Annotated in this window: 15 protein-coding genes; 1 reads left to right on the top strand and 14 read right to left on the bottom strand. The window is 40.4% G+C overall.

The genetic code is table 11. The features are described 5' to 3' along the window. Nucleotides 1-12: 12 nt before the first annotated feature. The 9 genes from H8692_RS07650 to H8692_RS07610 form a co-directional block, all read right to left on the bottom strand. Nucleotides 13-2,232 carry a hypothetical protein gene (locus tag H8692_RS07650; protein WP_187525369.1) on the bottom strand — a complete coding sequence of 740 codons (2,220 nt, stop codon included), beginning with the start codon at nt 2,230-2,232 and terminating at the stop codon, nt 13-15. Beyond that, the gene (locus H8692_RS07645) at nt 2,201-3,118 is read right to left on the bottom strand and encodes an ABC transporter ATP-binding protein (RefSeq protein ID WP_187525368.1); all 918 of its coding nucleotides are present in this window, start codon (nt 3,116-3,118) and stop codon (nt 2,201-2,203) included. Before H8692_RS07645 ends, H8692_RS07650 begins: the two co-directional genes overlap by 32 nt. Nucleotides 3,119-3,120: 2 nt before the next feature. Next, nucleotides 3,121-4,341 (bottom strand): hypothetical protein, encoded by a 1,221-nt coding sequence (locus H8692_RS07640; protein ID WP_187525367.1) that lies wholly within the window; start codon nt 4,339-4,341, stop codon nt 3,121-3,123. A gap of 20 nt (nt 4,342-4,361) precedes the next feature. Beyond that, complete coding sequence (locus H8692_RS07635; protein WP_187525366.1) at nt 4,362-5,174, bottom strand: hypothetical protein; 813 nt, start codon at nt 5,172-5,174, stop codon at nt 4,362-4,364. Nucleotides 5,175-5,750: 576 nt separating this feature from the next. Beyond that, nucleotides 5,751-6,026 (bottom strand): hypothetical protein, encoded by a 276-nt coding sequence (locus H8692_RS07630; RefSeq protein WP_187525365.1) that lies wholly within the window; start codon nt 6,024-6,026, stop codon nt 5,751-5,753. Nucleotides 6,027-6,086: 60 nt separating this feature from the next. Further along, nucleotides 6,087-6,242, bottom strand: a complete 156-nt coding sequence (locus tag H8692_RS07625; protein WP_177267973.1) for a hypothetical protein — start codon at nt 6,240-6,242, stop codon at nt 6,087-6,089. 102 nt (nt 6,243-6,344) lie between these two features. Beyond that, nucleotides 6,345-7,145, bottom strand: coding sequence for a delta-lactam-biosynthetic de-N-acetylase (pdaA, locus tag H8692_RS07620; protein WP_243206940.1), 801 nt, complete (start codon nt 7,143-7,145; stop codon nt 6,345-6,347). Between the two features lie 70 nt (nt 7,146-7,215). Continuing rightward, nucleotides 7,216-9,747 (bottom strand): heavy metal translocating P-type ATPase, encoded by a 2,532-nt coding sequence (locus tag H8692_RS07615; protein ID WP_187525364.1) that lies wholly within the window; start codon nt 9,745-9,747, stop codon nt 7,216-7,218. Between the two features lie 13 nt (nt 9,748-9,760). Continuing rightward, nucleotides 9,761-10,063, bottom strand: coding sequence for a metal-sensing transcriptional repressor (locus tag H8692_RS07610; RefSeq protein ID WP_177267979.1), 303 nt, complete (start codon nt 10,061-10,063; stop codon nt 9,761-9,763). A gap of 147 nt (nt 10,064-10,210) precedes the next feature. Here H8692_RS07610 and H8692_RS07605 point away from each other — a divergent pair, with 147 nt between their 5' ends. Next, nucleotides 10,211-11,248, top strand: a complete 1,038-nt coding sequence (locus tag H8692_RS07605; RefSeq protein ID WP_187525363.1) for a YeiH family protein — start codon at nt 10,211-10,213, stop codon at nt 11,246-11,248. A gap of 6 nt (nt 11,249-11,254) precedes the next feature. Here the strand turns inward: H8692_RS07605 and H8692_RS07600 are convergent, their stop codons facing one another. The 5 genes from H8692_RS07600 to H8692_RS07580 form a co-directional block, all read right to left on the bottom strand. Then, nucleotides 11,255-12,010 carry an exodeoxyribonuclease III gene (locus tag H8692_RS07600; protein ID WP_177267983.1) on the bottom strand — a complete coding sequence of 252 codons (756 nt, stop codon included), beginning with the start codon at nt 12,008-12,010 and terminating at the stop codon, nt 11,255-11,257. A 35-nt stretch (nt 12,011-12,045) separates the two neighbouring features. Continuing rightward, nucleotides 12,046-12,978, bottom strand: a complete 933-nt coding sequence (locus tag H8692_RS07595; protein ID WP_207722969.1) for a SufB/SufD family protein — start codon at nt 12,976-12,978, stop codon at nt 12,046-12,048. Nucleotides 12,979-12,984: 6 nt separating this feature from the next. After that, nucleotides 12,985-13,719, bottom strand: a complete 735-nt coding sequence (locus tag H8692_RS07590) for an ABC transporter ATP-binding protein (RefSeq protein WP_177267985.1) — start codon at nt 13,717-13,719, stop codon at nt 12,985-12,987. A gap of 67 nt (nt 13,720-13,786) precedes the next feature. Beyond that, nucleotides 13,787-14,506 (bottom strand): peptidoglycan editing factor PgeF, encoded by a 720-nt coding sequence (gene pgeF / locus H8692_RS07585; protein ID WP_187525362.1) that lies wholly within the window; start codon nt 14,504-14,506, stop codon nt 13,787-13,789. Nucleotides 14,507-14,534: 28 nt separating this feature from the next. Further along, nucleotides 14,535-14,996: a low molecular weight protein-tyrosine-phosphatase gene (locus H8692_RS07580; protein WP_177267989.1), complete on the bottom strand. Its 462-nt coding sequence runs from the start codon at nt 14,994-14,996 to the stop codon at nt 14,535-14,537. Nucleotides 14,997-15,066: the final 70 nt, after the last annotated feature.

The raw sequence follows: 15,066 nt of genomic DNA, 5'->3' as shown, positions 1-15,066 counted from the left end.
TTTCGTCTCTCCTTATTTTCGAACGAAATCCGGTACATAAATCTCCGGAAGGAACATATATCTGTATCCATCTTGGCCATCCAGTTTCACTGCAGCCAAATATCCTCCCCTGCTCATATAATAACCGTTTCTCAAACCGGCAGTCACTTCCTGTATCTTGTCAGGATCATCTATCACATACTTGTTGCCGAAATCCTTTTGTATCATGAAGTCATCTGAGCTGTCAGCAAAATATGACATAAAGTACATTCCCATTGGATAATCCGGTATATTTATCCCTATATAAGGATTCATACGCTGAAGTGTAATTGATTCTATCTTCTGTTCTCCTTTCACATATTGAAGCAATTCATTTTCCTCAAGCCATTTAAGCGTATTTTTATATCGGCTGGTCAAATATAAAAATGTATTATCAAGATGGTAAGCAAAATATTTACTGTCATCCTCTCCTGTCTGGGAAAACATTAAAACTGCTTCTGTACTTTCCTCCGGAAAATACCTTTCATCAAGAGTCATCTGACTTATATCTTCGCCTATGGCTTTTAAAAGCTGTCTTCTCATATCTTCACCCAATGTCAGCTCATATGTTTCCGAAAGATATGGATCCGTTATATATATTGTCCCCACATCATAGGCTTGCTTTGTCAATACTTTCACGCTACCGGAATCGGAAGCTTCAAACAGGCCTTTCTGTCCGCTTTTCACTTCAGAAAGATTCTCAATCTCCAGCATACTTTCAAGCTGACCGTAAGAAGCTCTGTCATAATACCACGTACACTCTGTTCCATCTTCTTCGATATATGAAAATGATATGTCATAAGGAATGACTACTTCCTCCGGATTATCAGAACCCTTCATCGGCTTTCTCCCTGACTGCTGAAACATCATATGAAGATCCTTAGTTTTATTTATAGACTCAATGTCTTCAAGCTTCAGATGACTGACTACATAATATCCGTGTCCTGTACTGCTTCCCGTCGCCTCCTCATAAAGACACGACGGATCTCCTGTATAATTCACCTTGACTTGTGCTACTTCAGATTTTTTTATAAACCTCTCCGTCCCTCCAAAAAAGCCTGTGGAAAAAACCACACATATTACTGCTATGACTGATGCCTGCAGCAAAGCAGATATAAACTGACTTCGTTTTTTTACGCTTCCAAAAATCCCCGCTTTTTTCCAAAACATATGAGTGGCAGCAAAAGCAGCCAGTCCCGCCGCTACCGAAAGCCACACGCTTGAATCGAACAAATAAGAAAATACAAAAGAAAATACAATAAATCCTGTAAATGCCGCTGTCATTTCCGCCATCAATCTATTGTTACCTGTGATACCTGAATTTTCTGCTTTCCAACACCTAAGCAACCACCATGCAGCTGCAGTCATTATTATAAGTGCCGCAAACCACCCTGCTATGACAATCCAGGAAACATCCTCCGGAACATCTGTAGAAAGCGGCCTCATAAACTGAGAATGTGACGCAAGATCGTTTTTAAAAAACAATATAGGATTGAGAAACGAAAACTTTTCAAGCAGAGATTCTCTTATCTGTTCTGCCCCTGAATAAGTCGTCACTCCCCATGCATTACCCCAGTAAAGTTTTTTCATCAACATATTAAAGCCGAGACAGAGAACTGTAGGAGCCGACATCCCACATATCCAGTAAACCATCAACTCCATTAGGCTACCGGATATAAAACACATAATCACTGAAACGACACAACTGACAGAAGCCATAAGAAACAAACCCGCCCATAAAAATAAAGCATTTCTTATCAGCGCCTGATACATCCCCAAAGCGCTTACATTTAAGATTACAGACAGCAACATGGGTACAGCTGTCATAACTGCAAGCATTGAGAAAGCAACAGACATACGGTTGATGAATATTTGTGTACGAGTCATTCCCATTGAAAAGAAAATAGTTGTTTCTTTCTTATCCTGGACAAAACGAAATATACAGCTTCCAGTCATAAGTCCCATTATCACAGACACCGCCATAACAGCAGTGAAAATGTTTTCATTTATAAGTCTGAATTTCAACTGATCATGTGTTACTTCTATGTCAAATATAGAATCCCCCGGAAGTCCTGCTGTAAAAAAGGGAATCAATACCATGAAAACAGCCGTGCCCACAAGAAATATCCAGCCATTCTTTCCCAAAATAAACCCAATATCATGTCGTATTATATTCTTCTTTTCATTTGAAAATTTCTTTCCAATCAGCGTCACGTTCTTTCCTCTCTTTTAAGAAAAATTCCTCAAGCTGTATCGGCCGTATCTGTATATTTTCGGCTCCCACCTGTGAAAGGCTACGACAGGCTTCTTCCTCTGAGCCGTTGATTATACAATAATAACGATTTTTCCGATATTCCTCGTTAACACATTTTTTGATTTCCAAAAGCTCGTGTCTCACAGAAAGCAAACCGCTCATATCCTCTTTATAAATAAACTCGCAAGCTTGATAGTTTTCTCTCATATACTTCGTGGAACCATCAAATGCAAGTTTTCCATCACAAAGCATACCTATATGATCAGCCAAATCCTCCAGTTCTTTTAGATTGTGAGAAGATACAAGCATGGAAGCTTCCTCAGTCTCAACATAATATCTGAACATTTCACATATCTGTCTTCGCATAGAATAATCAAGACCATCAAAAGCTTCATCGAGAAACAAGTACTCCGGTCTTGTCGAAAATGCAAGAATTAAACTGGCCTGTCTCTGCATTCCTTTTGAAAATCTGCTAATTTTCATAACCGGATCTACTCCGAACCATTCTACGAGTCCTTTAAAAGTTTCATCACTCCATTTAGGGTAATATCCGGAATAAAACTTTCTCATTTTATTCAGAGAAAACTGATGAAAAAATGCCGCTTCTTCTGTCATAAAAAAACATTTCTGTTTCATCTGAGGATTCTCATACACAGATCTGCCATTTATCCTTGCTGTCCCTGAATCCGCTCTGTATATGCCACTAAGAATCTTAAGCAGAGTAGTTTTTCCCACGCCGTTATATCCTATCAGTCCATAGATTTCTCCTTTTTTCACCTTGAGACTGACATCCGACAAAACTGTAAAATCCCCGAAATTTTTAGTAATACATTCCGCCTCTATCATTTTTAATCAATGTCCTTTTTCCTTTTACGTTCCACGATAATTACTGCAGCAATCACTGCCGCGACAACAGCAACTACCGCACCTATTATCCACGCATATGAATTCTTACTTTCTTTAACTTTCTCTTTGCCTACATTCCATTTCTCTGTAGACAGAATATATCGCGACTGCTCTCCATACATAGCGTCAGAAGTAACATATCCGTTTTCCACGGAAAGGCCGGATTCCATCATTTTCACTCCGTCATCAGAAGCAAAAGAATAAAGATACAGTTTATCTGAATCCTTAAACCAATCAGACACTCTTATAAAGGTACTGGCCTTTCCTGGCAAAGCGTCCTCATCTCCCCGTTTCAAATAAACCGAATCTTCCTCAGATCCATACTTACAGCCTTCAAAAGCTTTGCGGCTGAAATCAAGATTCAGGTCCATATCTCTTGCTTCATTCAGATCTGTACCGAGGAATTCCCATGTGTACAATACTGTATCTGACTCATCTTTCTTTTGAAAATCCACGTACTCTTTTTTGCCCATTATTTTTTCAAGATACTCTTTTCCCATCTTGCCATCAGAGATCTGAACAAAATTTATGGTACCACGGTCGCTTTTCACAGTCTCACCATTTTCTCTGGCTTTAGTACTTTCATCATTCTTATTCTTCTTATCTTTCTTATCTACAGATTTAGCTGAAACTTTTCCCTGTGAGCCTCCCCCTGATGAGGAAGTCCCTGACGTAGCCGTTTCCGATCTTCCACTTACTGTCACATTAATGCTTGTGGATGTACTCGAAAACTGCCGCAGAGAAGCTCTCACTGTTATCGTGGCAGAGCCGGGAGATATTCCATTTATATACAATGCTCCTCCTCTGTAAGATGCGGTTGCCACACTTGTATTGCTGGAAGATACGCTGGCAGTAGGATAATATGTCTGATAAACTGTTCCGGCACATTTGCATTCGCCATTTGCATCAAGGCAATCTTTTTCACCGCATATTTGCGGACACTCTGCCATACCGCATCCCGGAAGCTGTCTACTTGAAGACGGTGAGAATGAAATACTCACTGACGCCGAACTGCCCTGTGTAACTGACACGCTTCCCCTTCCTGCATAAACATTTACACTCCCTCTCTGAAAATACGCAAAAGAATCCGCACATGTCATAACGCCTGTTATCGCCATTACCAGAGCTAACAACAGGCATCTTTTTGCTGTTTTTTTCATCATCTTCTCTCCTCCGATACTTTTTAATGAACCAGTTCGCCATTAATCTTTTTATATGTATAAATCTCTATATCGAGTTTCGCATCTGAACCTTTTTTTTCGGCAGTCACACGGTTTTTCTCGCATGAAAAACTATATTTGCTGTCATAATTATTACTCAGTGTTTCCGTTATATTCTCTGCAATATCATCTTCATTTTCCACAAGAAATTCATGCCCATGTACTGCTGCATATCCATCCAGCATCTCCAGCGGTCTGGTTTCAGATACCGGGATTAATTCGCCGTTTTCTGTGAGGCCTATCCATGCAATACTTCGTATACTCCAAAAGGAATCTACTGATTTCACCACCTTACCATTCCCTGATTCTGCTGTTGACAATGTTACTCCCGATGGAATCATAGCTTCTGCACTTAAATTCCATACAGCATATTTTTTATCATCGCTTCGTATTTCAGAAACAGATTTATCTTCTTTGACCGGCTGAATCCTAAGTATTCCCTCTGTTATAGCTCTTACCGAAATCTTAAATCTTGCCGTATTGTTTTCATCCCCCTTCTCCAACGTGTATTCATCATCCCCAATACGACGGTCTGCTATAGTTATCCTCAAACTATCGCATTTATCATCCGTTACCGCTATCTGACGGTCAAATATGAGATCTACTGTTACATATTGACTTTCTTCCGTACCTTCACTGTAAGAATCTACATTTATATTTTCAAGGCGTGGAGAATACTCGGCATCCGTTTTAGCAGTACCACAGGATGTGAAAGTCAGACAGGCTGTACATAAGATACTCAATATAATTAAAATATTAAAAAATTTTTTTATCATATCCGCATACTCCTCCGTCTCTGAAAAGGTACCATACTTTAAAAATCAGAAGACAGGATCATATTCCGATCTCCTGATCAATAAATATCATCTTATTATTTTATAAATTTTTTTCGCACAAATATTGTTACTCCACCTGCTGCCGGCATCATAATGCCTGTCCATATCATAATATTCGAATTATCGCCTGTAGATGCTGCACTGTCATCAAAATATGCATATGACAATAACAACAGATAACAAAAAATACAATTTGGCTTTACACGACATTCTCTTATAAAACATACTTAACTTCCTCATTCTCAACTCAACTTGTACAAGAGACGGACAAGGAATATGTTTCTACCCATAACAATGTTACACTAATTTTTCTCATACAGTTGTTGCCCCGGCAATCAGCGCAAGTTTTTTTGTTGCTTCCCAAACTTTTTGAACAGAACAGCAAAATTATAAATAAATAAAACCAAATATATAATGTCAAAAATTATAAAACGGAGCATATGCTCTGACATATGCTCCGTCAATTGATATTTGCGCGTGTTCAATAAAGACACGCTGCTTTATCCATAGCGATCACTATCTGCATCCACAGCCACATCCGCAATTACAGCTTGCAGATGAAGAGCAGCATCTGTCAGATGTCCACGCAGTTCCTGTATTCGAATTCGAACATCCGCAGCCACATCCGCAGCCACAATCATAATCATCCTCACATCCGCAGCCGCAGCCACAGTCAGGGATTATAGACTCACATCCGCAGCCACAACCACAGTGATTAGGTCTAGTAAATTCACAATTTTCACATGTTATATTAAATGCCGGACGGCCGGCACACCAATTACAATTTGCCATAAAAAAAATCTCCTTTCATATGCATGATTTATAATATGAAAAGAGACTCCATTTCGTTACTTATTTATTATTATCTTCAGCCGAATCATTTGCATCATCGGCCTGTTTCGCCTTTTTAGCCATCTGTATAAATCTGTCTGACTGTATCTTATTGATCTTAAATATAACTGTAGCTATTACAGCAACAATTATTCCCAACAGTATCAATAATGGCATTGCCTTCTCCTCCCTGCAAATCAAAATATATTTCTTAATATGTATTTTACAATAATATACCTGAAATTAACAGCAATTTGTTAATGCAGAAAGTCAAAATCTCTATTTCAGTTCTTCGGTAGATTTAAATTCATATCCCATTTCCTCCCATTTTGTTAAAAGCTCATCCAGTATCTCACTATTTGTTTTGGATGTGCTGTGCAGCAAAACTATTGCTCCGGGATGAAGTCTTGGTATAAGTTTATCAAAAGCTTCTTCTTTAGTAGGCTGATCAGACTCATACCAATCTACGTACGCAAGGCTCCAAAATATAGTTTTATATCCCATTTCTTCAGCCATCTTAAGGTTAGATTCACTGTATTTTCCCTGAGGAGGACGGTAATACTTTTTCATTTTTTCTCCCGTGACTTCCTCATACTTTTCTTCAAGCTGATTAAGCTCTTTTTCGAATTGCTCTTTTGTAGATATTGCAGACATATCGGGATGTGTATATGTGTGATTGCCGACTAAATGTCCTTCTTTTACCATTCTTTTAACAAGATCCGGACTCGTTTCTATATAATTCCCCACCAGAAAAAAAGTAGCTTTTACATTATGTTTTTTCAATACGTCCAATATTTTTCCCGTATATCCATTCTCATATCCTGCATCAAAGGTGAGATAAAGAACTTTCTTATCTGTCTTTTCCGCATAAAAAGCATTATACTCAGCCAAATACTCAGCAGTAGCATTAGCTACCGGAGCTTCCCCTTCCTGCTGAAAACTCAGTCCCCAATTTCCGTCAGCAACAGTATTTACAGATTTCTCCTTTGCCACGTTTACACCGGCAAAAAGAGCCGCGGCGAATACCCCTGCCGCGGCTACAGTACCAAGCATTTTAAGAATACCTCTTTTTCTCACCATAATAATCATATAATATCACCACCTGAGATATTATATTTACAGTGTCTGAAAAAAATAACAACTAAAGAAATTATTCTATGGAAGTCACTTTATAATCCTTATCTTCCACGGCTTTCTTAAGCACATTATCAGACAACGGAGATACCATATCAACGACAGCTGTTCCTTTCTCATGGCTTACCTGCGCACTCTTTACACCATCCAACTCTTCAAGAGTCTTTTTCACTGTCGCCTCGCAGTGCTGGCACATCATTCCTTCAATTCTAATAGTTTTTTCCATTGTTATTTCCTCCTCTTTTACTTGTTTATGTTTATTTTTCCTCTTATGGTCATGTTTTGTATTGCGTATATTGAACAGATTTAATGTCAGTGCATTAGTTACGACACAGAAACTTGACAAACTCATAGCTGCTGCTGCAAACATAGGATTCAGCTGCCAGCCCAGAAGATGTATCCATACTCCTGCTGCTAAAGGAATGCCGATTACATTGTATATAAAGGCCCAAAATAGATTCTGATGTATATTCCTTAAAGTCAGTCTACTGAGTCTTATGGCTGTAGGCACATCCATAAGACTACTGTTCATCAGTACCACATCAGCTGCATCTATAGCCACATCTGTACCCGCACCTATAGCTATACCCATATTAGCTCTTGTGAGCGCAGGAGCATCATTAATCCCGTCTCCCACCATAGCTGTCTTTCCTTCTTCCTGAAGGCCGCGTATCGCTTCTTCTTTGCCTTCAGGAAGTACTCCGGCTATCACCTGATCCACTCCGGCCTGCTTTCCTATAGCTTTCGCCGTCTGCTCATTGTCGCCTGTTATCATCACGACTTTTATTCCCATATTCTGAAGCTGTTTCACAGCTTTATGACTGTCTTCTTTTATTACATCGGCAACAGCTATCATACCTAAAACATCACCGTCTTTTCCGAAAAACAACGGAGTCTTTCCTTCACGAGCAAGTCTGTCGGCTTTATTTCTCAAATCAACAGATACTCCCATGCTGCTCTGTGCAAAGCTGAGACTTCCACCCACAATCAAAGCGCCATTCATTCGGGCAGACAGTCCGTTTCCGGGCATAATCTTAAACTCCGATACCTCTTCTGCCTTTACACCCTTTTCCTCTGCCATCTCAACCACCGCTTTAGCAAGAGGATGTTCACTCTTTATCTCAAGCGAATAAGCATAATGCAAAAGACTTTCTTCCGTTACAGACGAAGATACTACTATATCAGTAACCCTCGGTTCACCCTTTGTAATGGTCCCCGTCTTATCCAAAGCTACTATCTGCATTTTTCCCGTTTCTTCAAGGGAAACTGCAGTTTTAAAAAGAATACCGTTTTTAGCCCCTATTCCGTTTCCTACCATTATAGCTACCGGTGTAGCAAGTCCTAATGCACACGGACAACTTATCACCAACACAGATATACCTCTGGCTAAAGCAAAACCTATAGTCTGCCCTGCTATAAGCCAGCCTATTACAGTAACCGCAGCAATAGCTATGACAGCCGGAACAAATACTCCTGAAACTTTATCTGCTACTTTAGCTATAGGCGCTTTCGTAGCAGCTGCTTCACTTACCATTTTTATTATCTGTGACAGAGTCGTATCTTCTCCAACTCTCGTAGCCTCACATTTGAGAAAGCCTGACTGATTTATAGTAGCAGCTGAAACTGTATCCTCCGGCCCTTTATCTACAGGAATACTCTCCCCTGTAAGAGCCGACTCATTTACTGCACTGATACCGTCCTTTACAACTCCGTCCACAGGAATATTCTCTCCGGGACGAACCACAAATATATCGCCCTTCTTTACCTGCTTCACGGGTACCTGCATTTCTATTCCATCTTTAAGAATAACCGCACTTTTTGGCGCCAATTTCATGAGACCTTTCAAAGCATCAGTCGTCTTCCCCTTTGACCTTGCTTCCAACATCTTTCCCACTGTTATTAGAGCTAAAATCATGGCTGCTGACTCAAAGTAAAATTCGTGCATATATTTCATTACTGAATCCATATCCGCATCTATCTGAGCGCCGGTCATAGCAAACAGCGCATATGTGCTATACACAAAGGCTGCCCCCGATCCTAAAGCCACGAGAGTGTCCATATTTGGAGATCTGTGCCATAAACTTTTAAATCCGCTTATAAAAAACTTCTGATTTATAACCATGATAACTGCAGACAATATGAGTTGCAAAATACCCATAGCCTCATGATTTCCTTCCAAAAATCCCGGCAGAGGCCATCCCCACATCATGGCTCCCATGGAAAAGTACATGAGTACAGCCAGTACTGATACTGATGCTATAAGCCTTTTCTTAAGAGCCGGCGTTTCCGTATCTTTGAGCATATTATTTTCATATGAATCTGCTGTCGCATCATTTATAGCGTCAGAAGATCCTTTCTCCGCAGCTTCATATCCTGCCCTCTCAACTGCCGATATTATTTCATCGGGAGAAGCCGTGCCTTCTACACCCATAGAATTAGTCAAAAGACTTACAGAACAGCTCTCGACGCCCGGAACTTTGCTCACCGCCTTTTCAACTCTGCTGCTGCAGGCAGCGCAGCTCATCCCTGTAACATTATATTGTTTCAATATGATCTCCTCCTCATTTCATCAACTTCTGCAAAGTATCAACGAGTTCGTCTATAGTATCATCCTTACCCGCTCTTATATCATCTGCCACACACGTTTTTATGTGACTTGCCAGTAATTCCTTATTAAAAGAGTTCAGCGCTGCATTGACCGCCGCCACCTGTATCAATATATCCGTACAGTATGAATCTTCCTCTACCATTTTTTTAATGCCCCTTATCTGCCCCTCTATTCTGCTCAGACGGTTGATAAGTTTCTTATATTCCTGAGGTGACCTTTCCTTTGTCTTATGACAGCAATTTTTCTCATTATCCATCAGTACCGATTCTCCTTTGTCCTCTATTGTTACGTTTATATAGTATACCCCCGTACGGTATATGTCAATACTTTTTTATTTATAAACCTGCTTTACAAAATCTCTGAAATGTTTTAATATTTTCTGTGGAACAAAGGAGATTATTACATGAAAAATAAATTTTTTGAAAAAGAAACATTAATCGGTATTATATTCTGCTTTATAACAGCTATACCTGCATGGCTTTTGGGAATGAAATTTCCCATAATCGGCGGACCGGTCTTCGGTATATTGATAGGCATGATAATAGCCTTTTTCAAAAGACCCGAAAAGCTGGAAAAGGGCATAAAATTCACATCAAAATATATACTTCAGTACTCTATAATACTTCTGGGCTTTGAGATGAATCTGTTTAACGTTATAAAGGTAGGCGGCCAGTCTCTTCTCGTAATGCTGTTTACTCTCACATCTTCGTTTATAACAGCTTATATTATGGGAAGACTTCTTAAAACCGATGGAGATATAACCACTTTAATCGGTGTCGGCACTTCCATATGCGGAGGTTCTGCCATCGCTGCAACAGCTCCTGTTATCAGAGCTAAAGACGAGGATGTAGCCCAAGCTATTTCCACAATATTCCTTTTCAATATAATTGCTGTATTCATCTTCCCTGCTCTGGGCCATCTTTTGGATCTCAGTGATACCGGCTTCGGAATGTGGGCAGGCACCGCCATAAACGATACAAGCTCTGTAGTAGCTGCCGGAGCTTCATGGAGCAGCGCCGCAGGCAATAATACAGCCCTCGCTTTTGCTACTATAGTAAAGCTCACCAGAACACTTATGATTGTGCCTATCACACTTGTTCTGGCAGTATATACCACTCATAAGATTTCTCGCTCCAAGACAGAGGAAACTGCAAGTGATGACAATAATTTCAGCTTCATCAAAGTTTTCCCTTGGTTTGTTCTCGGTTTCGTACTGACTGCTATACTCAATACATTCCTGCCTATTGCCGCATCAGTATCCGAGACACTTGTTGCTGTAGGAAAGTTCATGATTATTATGGCCATGACGGCGATAGGAATAAACACCAACCTAAAAAAGCTTCTGACCAATGGTCTGAAGCCTATGATTTTAGGATTATGCTGCTGGTTTGTCGTAGCTGTAATCTCGCTGCTGGTACAGCATTTTATCGGTATGGTGTAGAGAATATCATATTTCTATCTCAAGCAATACAGGGCAGTGATCGCTGCCGTAAACATCGGTGAGGATTTCTGCTTTTTTCAGTTTATCATCCAGAGACTTTGACGTAAGAAAATAGTCAATACGCCATCCCGCATTATTCTTTCTGGCATTGAAACGATAGCTCCACCATGAATATATGCCTTCTTTATCGGGGTAAAAATATCTGAAAGTGTCCGTGAATCCAGCTTCCTGAAGCTGAGTCATTTTGCCGCGTTCTTCATCCGAGAATCCGGCATTTTTTCTGTTGGTTTTCGGATTCTTAAGATCGATCTCCTTATGTGCCACATTAAAATCTCCGCACGCGATAACAGGCTTAAACTCCTCAAGTTTTTTCAAATACGCCAGAAAATCGTCTTCCCATTTCATTCTGTAGTCAAGTCTTTTAAGTCCATCCTGTGAATTGGGAACATACACATTAACAAGATAAAAGCCATCATATTCGGCTGTTATGACTCTCCCCTCGCGATCGTGTTCATCTATCCCAATGCCGTATGATACGGATATGGGTTCTTCCTTAGAAAACACCGCTGTTCCTGAATATCCCTTCCTTTCCGCTGAACACCAGTACTGATGATAATTTTTCAGCGGTACTTCTGCCTGTCCCTCCTGCATTTTAGTCTCCTGAACACAAAGTATATCTGCATCCTGATTGTGGGCAAATTCAAGAAATCCCTTGCCCATAACCGCTCTTATCCCGTTTACATTCCAAGAAATCAGTTTCATTATGCCTCCCCTGCGGATATAACTCCGCTTGTAAATTAATTGAGAAACGCTTCTATAATAACGTTCTCTGCTTCTTCAGCCTTCATTCCCATAGTCCTCAGCTTTATAAGCTGTTCATCGTTTATTCTTCCTATAGCAGCCTCGTGTATTATGGCCGCATCAAGATGCTTGGCGTTTATCTCAGGGATGGAACGCACCTGAGCCTTGTCCATGATTATGGAGTCACACTGAATATGTGCGTTGCACTTGGAGTTGCCCACAGCAGCAGGATGGAATATCTGACCGGAGTTTTCTTTAGCGACCGATCTGGAAATTATCTGCGCAGAACTCCCTTCTCCATTAAGCCTTACCTCCATATTGGATTCAGCCATTTGATTGCCGTGAGTCATAAGCTTCTCCATTACGAAAAGCTTTGAATTCTTACCCAGCTCCACATAAGTCTCCCTCTTGGTAGAATCGACACCCCTTATCTGGGAAGTATCCAAGGTAAAAACACTGTCATCATCTATGAATATTTCTGTTACGGGATTCAGTATTCTCGCTCCCTCTCCGTCACCGGCCCCGTAATGATTCTCCCTATATGTGACATTGGCTCCTTTGCCTACGAAAAAGGAATGTACGCCGTCGTGCTGACTGTCAGCATGCCCATCATTATGTATACCACAGCCTGCTATAATCACTACCTTCGCCCCGTCGGCAATATGAAAATCATTATACACCTTATCAGTAAATCCTGAAGCATCGAGAACCACAGGAATATGAACCTCTTCACCGTTCGTCTCCGAGTCAATGTAAATATCTATACCCGGTTTATCCTTTTTTTTGACGATTTTTATATGCTCACTGTCACCATGACATAGAGCCATACCGTTATGCCTCAGATTAAAAGCTCCTTCCTGCTTAAATCCGGCTTCATCTATATATTTAAGTATCGCCTGCGTTACTTTATCAAGTTCTGCCACTTCCATATCCTCCTACATATCTTCCAGTCTCTTTAAATATGAACAGCATGACGGCCCCTGTTTCATAAGCTGCGGCAATATATCTTCTCTTTTTCCTATCCCTGCAACTTTGCCATCCTCTATGACCATTACTCTGTCAGCCATTTGCATAATTCTCTCTTGATGAGAGATCAATATAAGGCTCTGCTCTTTATCCTTCTTTATTTCCTCAAACTGCTGTATAAGCATAGAAAAACTCCACAGATCTATCCCCGCTTCCGGTTCATCAAATATACAAAGTTTATGAGGTTTAGCAAGAACTGTAGCAATTTCCAGTCTTTTCATCTCGCCGCCTGAAAGAGTATTGTCAACTTCTCTTTTGACATATTCCTGAGCACAAAGTCCCACTCTGCTCAAAAGTGAGCAGCATTCAGCCTCACTCTTATGTTCTCCCGCAGCAAGGGAAATAAGCTTGTCCACAGTCATCCCCTTAAATCGGGGCGGCTGCTGGAATGCAAATCCAATCCCTGCTTCAGCTCTTTCATCTATGTCATAATTTGTTATATCAGTACCATCTAAGATAACTTTTCCCGAGTCAGCTTTTTCTATACCCATAAGAACCTTCGCCAAGGTTGACTTGCCTCCTCCGTTAGGTCCTGTTATCACAAGCATTTCTCCGCTTCTCACATCAAAACTTATATCAGACAATATATTTCTATCCGTCCCTTTTTCGCTGACAGAAAAAGATAGGTTTTTTACTTTAAGCATTTGAAGTTCCTTCCTTATTAATTTTGTATACATAAATTATTATAATCCTTCAAGAAAAAAATAGCAATCATATCATGCAAAGCCCAGCGCCCATTCTTTTATCCGTGCCTCCCTCTCTTCTGTAAGAGCAGAAAAGACGGGGCTCACAGCACGTACAGTGGCTACTCTGCTGTATGTTTTCAGGCTTTATTCCGATATTCTCAAGCTGCCTTCGGTTTACGCTTTTAAGGTCTATATAGTATTTCGTCTCTCCGCTGTCATTAACCTTTTTATCTGCCAGTTCTTCCATAAAAAATGATTTTTTGCTGAATATATCATACACCTCTTTTCCTATCTCAAAGCAGCACTTACTTATTCCGGGCCCTATATATACGTGTATATCTGATTTTTCACATCCAAAAACCGCTGTCATCTTTTCTGCCGCTTTAGAAGCAATAGACGCCGCAGAGCCCCTCCATCCAGCATGAACAAGACCTATAACACCTTTTTCCGGATCAAAAAAATAGACAGGCAGACAGTCTGCATGCACCGTCGTCAAAAGTACATTCTTTAAATCAGTTATCAGACCATCTGTATCCGGAATCCTTATTGGCCCCTCCGGACGTCGGCTCACTACAGCTATATGGTCTTCATGTATCTGCTTGGGCCACACAACAGCTGCATCCTTAAGGCCAACCTCAGCAAAAACATCCTCTCTGCTATACGGATATCCTTCCGATGCACCCCTCTGTGTAGAAAAAAATCCCACAACATCATCAAACTGTGGAAAAACCTCTATATATTTCATGTCTATAGTATTCCTTTCACCTGATATTTTACTTAACCGCTTCCTTTAGATGATCCAAAAGCGCCGCACACCCTTGCCTCACATCATCATAAGTATCATCAAAATTACCTGTATACCACGGATCAGCAATACTTTCATCTCTTTCGCAAAAATCCAAAAGTTTCCTTATTTTGCCTTCAGGGTCACCGCCCGTTATTCTCATGATATTTTTGATATTGGCATCATCCATACCGATTATGTAATCAAACTCATCATAATCTTTTTTCATCATCTGCCGAGCACATCGCTTCGTAAAGCTTATCCCGTGCTCTGTAAGCTTACGCTTAGTTCTCGGATCTGTATCACTGCCTATCTCCTCTCTGCTCGTTGCTGCCGATTCTATGTGAAAGTCATGAGAAATCCCGGCCTTATCTACCATATCCTTTAAAACGAATTCCGCCATAGTACTTCGGCAAATATTGCCGTGGCAGATGAATAATATTTTTATCATATCTCAATCTCCTTAAATATTTTGTGTTATGATTTTCGTATATAAATCAACCTCTGCTTCACTTATATTA

Origin of the sequence: Lentihominibacter hominis, assembly GCF_014385065.1 — a bacterium.
Taxonomy (GTDB): domain Bacteria; phylum Bacillota; class Clostridia; order Peptostreptococcales; family Anaerovoracaceae; genus Lentihominibacter; species Lentihominibacter hominis.
The sequence above is the reverse complement of the archived record's forward strand: the minus strand, read 5'-3'. Positions and strand labels throughout refer to the sequence as shown.

Bases quoted from the DNA above. Each gene is read 5' to 3' on its own strand.
- H8692_RS07590 (WP_177267985.1), bottom strand. From the start codon at position 13,719: ATGCTTAAAGTAAAAAACCTATCTTTTTCTGTCAGCGAAAAAGGGACG.
- H8692_RS07610 (WP_177267979.1), bottom strand. From the start codon at position 10,063: ATGGATAATGAGAAAAATTGCTGTCATAAGACAAAGGAAAGGTCACCT.
- H8692_RS07595 (WP_207722969.1), bottom strand. From the start codon at position 12,978: ATGGAAGTGGCAGAACTTGATAAAGTAACGCAGGCGATACTTAAATAT.
- H8692_RS07580 (WP_177267989.1), bottom strand. From the start codon at position 14,996: ATGATAAAAATATTATTCATCTGCCACGGCAATATTTGCCGAAGTACT.
- H8692_RS07630 (WP_187525365.1), bottom strand. From the start codon at position 6,026: ATGGCAAATTGTAATTGGTGTGCCGGCCGTCCGGCATTTAATATAACA.
- H8692_RS07640 (WP_187525367.1), bottom strand. From the start codon at position 4,341: ATGATGAAAAAAACAGCAAAAAGATGCCTGTTGTTAGCTCTGGTAATG.
- H8692_RS07645 (WP_187525368.1), bottom strand. From the start codon at position 3,118: ATGATAGAGGCGGAATGTATTACTAAAAATTTCGGGGATTTTACAGTT.
- H8692_RS07605 (WP_187525363.1), top strand. From the start codon at position 10,211: ATGAAAAATAAATTTTTTGAAAAAGAAACATTAATCGGTATTATATTC.
- H8692_RS07625 (WP_177267973.1), bottom strand. From the start codon at position 6,242: ATGCCATTATTGATACTGTTGGGAATAATTGTTGCTGTAATAGCTACA.
- H8692_RS07635 (WP_187525366.1), bottom strand. From the start codon at position 5,174: ATGATAAAAAAATTTTTTAATATTTTAATTATATTGAGTATCTTATGT.
- pdaA (WP_243206940.1), bottom strand. From the start codon at position 7,145: ATGGTGAGAAAAAGAGGTATTCTTAAAATGCTTGGTACTGTAGCCGCG.
- pgeF (WP_187525362.1), bottom strand. From the start codon at position 14,506: ATGAAATATATAGAGGTTTTTCCACAGTTTGATGATGTTGTGGGATTT.
- H8692_RS07600 (WP_177267983.1), bottom strand. From the start codon at position 12,010: ATGAAACTGATTTCTTGGAATGTAAACGGGATAAGAGCGGTTATGGGC.